4 protein-coding genes and 2 pseudogenes are annotated in these 6,605 nt (G+C 34.4%); 3 read left to right on the top strand and 3 right to left on the bottom strand.

What is annotated here, in order from left to right:
• Positions 1-541: 541 nt before the first annotated feature.
• Together COL05_RS11890 and COL05_RS11895 are read left to right on the top strand one after the other, a co-directional pair.
• Positions 542-955 (top strand): YjdF family protein, encoded by a 414-nt coding sequence (locus COL05_RS11890; protein WP_098501364.1) that lies wholly within the window; start codon positions 542-544, stop codon positions 953-955.
• A 149-nt stretch (positions 956-1,104) separates the two neighbouring features.
• Positions 1,105-2,534, top strand: a pseudogene (locus COL05_RS11895) (IS4 family transposase).
• A gap of 222 nt (positions 2,535-2,756) precedes the next feature.
• Here the strand turns inward: COL05_RS11895 and COL05_RS11900 are convergent.
• A complete protein-coding gene (locus COL05_RS11900; protein ID WP_070172723.1) occupies positions 2,757-3,452 on the bottom strand; it encodes an ArsR/SmtB family transcription factor in 696 nt (231 codons plus the stop codon).
• 100 nt (positions 3,453-3,552) lie between these two features.
• Between COL05_RS11900 and COL05_RS11905 the strand changes: the two genes are divergently transcribed.
• The gene (locus COL05_RS11905) at positions 3,553-4,173 is read left to right on the top strand and encodes a flavin reductase family protein (protein WP_098668757.1); all 621 of its coding nucleotides are present in this window, start codon (positions 3,553-3,555) and stop codon (positions 4,171-4,173) included.
• Between the two features lie 350 nt (positions 4,174-4,523).
• Here the strand turns inward: COL05_RS11905 and COL05_RS11910 are convergent.
• Positions 4,524-5,955 (bottom strand): annotated as a pseudogene (locus tag COL05_RS11910) (IS4 family transposase).
• Positions 5,956-6,069: 114 nt separating this feature from the next.
• Positions 6,070-6,459, bottom strand: a complete 390-nt coding sequence (locus tag COL05_RS11915) for a DUF3021 domain-containing protein (protein ID WP_098668758.1) — start codon at positions 6,457-6,459, stop codon at positions 6,070-6,072.
• Between the last annotated feature and the right edge of the window lie 146 nt (positions 6,460-6,605).

Genomic DNA, 6,605 nt, shown 5'->3' on the forward strand with positions numbered 1-6,605 from the left:
CTTGTTCCTGACAGAAGCGATCTTACCTTATTGTCGTAGTCAATTATTGATGCTCCCATTACGATACCCTTTTTTTGATAAAAGGAGTACCGCCACATGCCCATCAAGATAACAAGAATACACTACCCCAAAACGATAAAAATGAACTTCGTTGCTATAAAAGATATTTTTTGTTCCGAGGGTATTATACAATTTTACATCTTTACGATTATTTAGGGGGTTAATTTGTTTTTTTCAAGAATAAGTAATTTCTTAACTAAAAGGTCACGTACCTCTTCCTTATGATAATTAATTTTTGATGATTGATAAGAAATTTAATGAATGATTATTCGAATATGCTTTCGTAAATGTTAAAAGAAAATAATTTAACCTATTTGATATTATCTAAATGTTTACAAATCTGAATTTTAAAATATAATAAGTATAGAGTGAAAAAACACAGTTCGGTTGGTAGTCCGAACGCAATAATTTAATAATTATTGTCAGTAACCTTCCCCCCTGGGATGTCCATTACTCATGTAGGAAAAAAGGGGGATTTTCAATGAAACTTACAATTTATTTTGATGGACAATTTTGGATTGGAATAGTTGAAATGATGGAAAATAATAAATTGAAGGTATGTAAATATACTTTTAGATCAGAACCAAAAGATAGTGAAGTATTAGATTTTATTTTTCATGATTTGATTCCGTTATTAAATAGTACATCAGGTGTTAAAAACTCTATTGATAACAAAAAAAAGAAGACTATCAATCCTAAAAGGTTGATAAAATTAGCAGCTAAAGAGATGAAAAATCAAGGAGTTTCTAACAAATCGTATGAAGCATTGAGAATAGAACTAGAACAAAAAAAGAAAACAAAGAAATGTATTACACGTCAAAAAAAAGAAGAATTAAAAGAAAAAAAGAGACAACTGAAAATTCAAAAACGAAAAGCAAAACATCGAGGAAGATAAAAGGTCGTCCGCTAAAATTAGCGGATGTCCTTTTATCTTGAGGATTTATTCACACCCTGTCATCATCAAACGAAAAAGAAATTGTATTCATATAGCGAAAAAAACGCTATTCTTTTTGTAGAAATATACAGAAAGGATGGCGTTTTTGTATGAATCTATCGATTCAAGATGGGTTTCATTTATTCGCTGAAGAACTACAGCGATATCTATCTCCATATGTTCTTCAACAATTCGCACAGGATACAGGATTTGTAAAACGTAAAAGTAAGTATGGCGCACGAGATTTGACTGCTTTATGTATTTGGATCAGTCAACATGTAGGAAGTGATTCTCTCACTCGATTATGTAGTCAGCTTTATGCAAATACAGCTACACTCATGAGTCCAGAAGGACTGAATCAACGCTTTAATCCAGCAGCTGTCGCATTTCTTCGAAAAGTCTTTATTTTTCTTCTCACACAAAAACTCTGTTCAAATCACTCACTTTCTGCACACTTAATCTCTACTTTCCATCGTATCCGTATTTTAGATGCAACAGTGTTTCAACTGCCTGACCATTTTGCCACTGACTATCAAGGTTCAGGTGGGAGTAGTAATACGGCAGGCGTAAAAATCCAATTAGAACATGATTTACTTAGTGGTCAATTTCTTAACGTACAGCTTGGAGCAGGAAAGAATAATGATAAAACATACGGTACCATCTGCCTTGAAACCGTAGAGGCGGGCGATTTGTGTTTACGTGATCTTGGTTACTTCGATTTAGGAGACTTACAAACCATTCATGATAAAGAGGCTTACTATATCTCGCGGTTGAAGTTGAATACACGCATTTATATCAAGAACCCTGAACCGGAATACTTCAACAATGGTACGTTAAAAAAACAAACAGAATACATCCAGCTTGACATGACACAAATGATGTCTGATCTAATCCCTGGCGAAACGATAGAAGTCCCCGAGGCATACATTGGCCAAAACCAAAAGCTTCCAGAACGTGTCATTATTCATCGTTTAACCGATGATCAAACGCAAACATGTTTGAAAAACCAAAAAATACGCGAAAAGAAGAAAGGCATTGTCATGAAGGATAAAAGTAAACGTTTAATGGGCATGAATGTATATATTACGAACACATCGCTAGAAGACGTACCGACGAGCTACGTACATTCATTATATTCACTTCGTTGGCAGATTGAAATTTTGTTTAAAACGTGGAAGTCATTCTTTGAAATTGATGAATGTAAAAATATAAAAATAGAACGCCTAGAGTGCCATTTATATGGACAACTCATCGGAATACTCCTCTGTTCTTCTACGATGTTTCAAATGCGTCATTTTCTGCTTGAAAAAAAAAGCAGGAGCTGAGTGAATACAAAGCGATTTATATGATTAAAGATTACTTTCCGTTACTCTTTCAAGCGATGGCTGTTGGAACAGAAGAACTTTTAAAAATTCTGCATCGCCTTTATCAACTGCTCAAAAAGAACGGTCGTAAATGTCATAGGTATAAGAAGATGACCGTCTTTGATATTCTAGGGATTGTGTATGAAACGACGGTGAAACATAGACAAGCTGCCTAGCGAAAAAACCACGTTTTAATGGGCTTCTTTGGCATGCTTGCTTTTCTATCACTTGCTAGTTTTGAAACAAGGATCATTTCGCGCCTAGTAATTTACTTGGTTAGCTTGATGGGCATGGGGTACCGCCAGCATTTCGGAAAAAAACCACGTTAAGAAAATTTCAACACAAAATAGCCGGCTATACCCCCTTTAAAACTAAATCGGCTGTTTTATATTCAAAACTTAGTTGTTTGTAATATCAAAAGAAAATGTTTCTTTTAGTCCCTTTTTCCCGTCAGAAGTGATTTTTATTGCTCTTGTTTTAGGTAAACGTTGAACCCAATTTAGTTCTAATAGTCTTTCTAGAAGGGCATTTCCTAATGCTCCCGCAAGGTGGTGACGTCTTTCACTCCAATCTAAACATTTGTGTGTAAATGAACGACGCTTTTTCTTAACCCTTTCAAGGTCAATTTGAAAATTTGTAAAGAATGACTCCCCTTTTTCAGTAACAGTAAACCCATCCTTTTCTTCATAAATAACACCTATTTTAATTAAAGAATCTGTTAATTGTACTCCTAAATTTCCCGCAAGATGATCATAACATGTTCTTGCAAAACGCATCGCTTTATCTTCCGAAGCCTGTTTTAATGATTTAATTTCAATTGGTGGAGCTATTGATAAAAATGACTCCATAACTTGAGCAACTTCCGGATTTCGAATTCCATAATATCGATGTCTCCCCTGTTTTTCAACTATAACTACATTCGCATCGACCATTTTTGTCAAATGGAAACTGGCCGTCTGTGGTTTGATTCCTGCCATATATGCTAATTCGCTTGCAGGGTGGAATCTACCATCTAATAAGACTGTTAATATTGCTGCACGAGAAGCTTCACTCACAAGAGTAGCAATCATTGCTACATTTGGATTTGCGTTCATTTTAATTTCCCCCTAATGTAATTCATATTTCGATGATAATCGAAATGTTTATATTCTACAATAAATAAGGAAGAACATATGAATAGGAGGAAAATTAAAGATGAAAAAAATGGCTCAGATTCCAAACACAGAGATTATTAAACCTAAAATTCTATACTACGGAACTCCTGTGATTTTACTAAATTCACTAAATGAAGATGGAACAGTAAACATCAGCCCTATGTCATCATCATGGGCATTAGGAGATTGTATTATATTAGGAATTGGACTTGGCGGGAAAGCTATCGAAAATTTAGAACGACATCCTGAATGTGTAATCAATGTTCCGAGTCCTTCATTATGGGAGAATGTTGAACAATTAGCCCCCTATACAGGGAAAAATCCCGTTCCAGATTATAAGAAAAAGAATGGATTTACATATGAAAAAGAAAAATATGATATTAGTAGATTAACACCTACTGAGTCTAAATCGGTAAAACCTACTCGAATTATGGAGTGTCCCATTCAAATTGAGGCAAGGGTGAAACATATTCGAATTCCTGATTATTCTCCTGATTTTGCAATTGTTGAGACACAAGCTATACATGTACACGCTCATAAGGAAATCATTCTTGAAGAAAATCATATTGACCCAAATAAATGGAGCCCACTTATATATAATTTCCGTCATTATTTTGGTCTTGGTAACCAGTTAGGTAAAACCTTTCGATCCGAAATATAAATAAATATATTATCTTTTAAAGTGGGCAATCCTTTCCTAATTAAAGTTAAATATTGTAGTAAGAAACCGAATTCCACCTGTTAAGGAATTCGGCTTCTTTATTATTTTTTATTTTGCTAAGAAGTATTATTTCGATTTCCTTATAGCACCCAATACAACACAATTTAAAATAGCTCGAAAATCCTTAGCGTGGGGGTTTTTCCGTTTCGCGGTCTGTACCCCATCGCTATCAAGCTAAGCTCATACAACATCAATTATAGTAGAGGCTGTTTCTTTTTGCTGAAGGCTATGCGTAGGGATTTTAAAGATTTGCATACGAAATAAACCCTAAAGGGTTTCCTTTTTTGAATTTAAGCCGCTTGATTATCAAGCATAGTACAATTATAAACGATACCTAATATATCAAAGACTGTTTTTTTTCTCGTATCGATGAGATTTTCGCCCATTTTGCTGTAGGAGGTTGAACAGGCGAATGAGAATCTTTGATAGTTCTTGGGTGTCTTTTTGTATGGCTTGATAAATAATAAGAAAATAATCTTTGATCATATATATGGCCTTATATTCACTCAGCTCTCGTTTCTTTTTCATAAGAAGTAATTGACGCATTTGAAACATAGTAGATGAACAGAGTAGAATGGCGATCAGTTGCCCATACAAATGGCATTCTAATCTTTCACGCTTTATCTTTTTACAATGGTGAATATGAAAGAATGACTTCCATGTTTTAAATAAAATCTCGATTTGCCAACGTAAAGAATACCAATCATGTACTTGTCCCATCGGGACAATATTTGTAGAGGCGTTTGTCATATATACATTGATACCACTAAGTCGTTTGCTACGAGGAGAATACTTAATTCCTTTCTTTTTTTCTCGTATAGCTTGATCACGTAATCGTTTTTGTTGTTGTTCATCTGTAAGTCGATGAACGATTACACGGGTTGCTACTTTATCAGTCATACCTACATAGGCATCGGATATTTCATATGTTTGTCCTGGTTGGAGAGAGCTCATTAATACCTCCATATCTAGCTGTATATACTCTGTACCTTTCTTTATTCTTCCATCCTGAAAATAATCAGGTTTGCAATTTTTTTGATAAATACGTGTATTAGATTTAATACGAGAGATATAGTAAGCCTTTTTATCTTGTATATGTTGAAGATCTTTTAAATGAAAACACCCTAAATCACGGATACATAAATCATTTGGTTCCACAGTTGGAACACACAGAGAACCATAGGTTCGATCATGCTGTTTACCGGGACCTGTATGAATATGTAGGAACTTTCCACTTAATAAATCATACTCAAGCTGAATCTTTACTCCCGCTGAATGGCTGCATCCTCCTGCACCTGGATAAACCGATGAAAATACACCCGGGGGTTGAAATGCAGTTGAATCTAAAATACGAATACGCTTGAAAACAGAAGTATATGGAGAAGAAAGTGGCATAGATGAGGTTAATTTATGGTTTAGTAGTTCAGCTAATACATGTTGTAAAAGTTGAACGGCCGCTTTATTAAATCGTTGATTCAGTCCCTCGGGACTGATGAGTACTTCTGTTGATGCTTCTAAACAGCTAAATAACTGAGTTAAAGAAGTTGTAGCGACATTTTGGCTCATCCATACGCATAAAGCGGCTAAATCTTTTGCATGGTATTTACTGGTCCGTTGTACGAAACCGACATCTCTAGCAAAATCTAGTAAGATATTTGGAGATAAAAATCTTTGAATCTCCTGAGCAAATAGTTGTAATTCATCAGATACAGAAATAGACATACAAAAACGCCATCCTTTCCTATGATTCTATAGAAAGAATAGCGTATTTTTAAATTTCGGGGGAATTTTTTGCTGATTTAATATCGATGCAGCAGCCTCGTATAGAAGGACACTTTAAATGTTATTCTTATTTTTTAGTAACATATTTAATTCTTTAGCATCTTTTTTTGTATTTAAAAATGATATTAACCAAGAAAATGCATATATCAAAACTATACTTTCAAGAAAATCAGCAGTTGGGAATATTTCTATCCAATGGTTATATGTAGATATAAGAAAGACAACTATAATCATCATGAAAAAATGGATTACCAAGGCGAACAAATAGCTGATTCTTTCAATATCAAAAATGAATGTAAAAATGCCTGCACAAGCTGAGATTATAAGAACACTTATTATCTCAGCTCGTGTAATAGATATATTATTGTTTCTTGATAGCAAAACTATCATGTATATAAATGAACCAGTTCCTAAACCTGTATACAGTCGATTTTTTAGTTTCAATAAAGTCTTTCCCTTCTTTTTTTATCCCGCTTTAATGGGCAGTAAGACCCCCACCTCAAAATCCAGCGAAAGCAAAGAAGTTAGGAGGGGGATCAACTGGCCATAACGATTGGTTAAACTAATAATCAGTGGGGGATGAAGAAAAC

The organism is Bacillus sp. AFS059628 (genome assembly GCF_002571225.1).
Lineage (GTDB): Bacteria > Bacillota > Bacilli > Bacillales > Bacillaceae_G > Bacillus_A.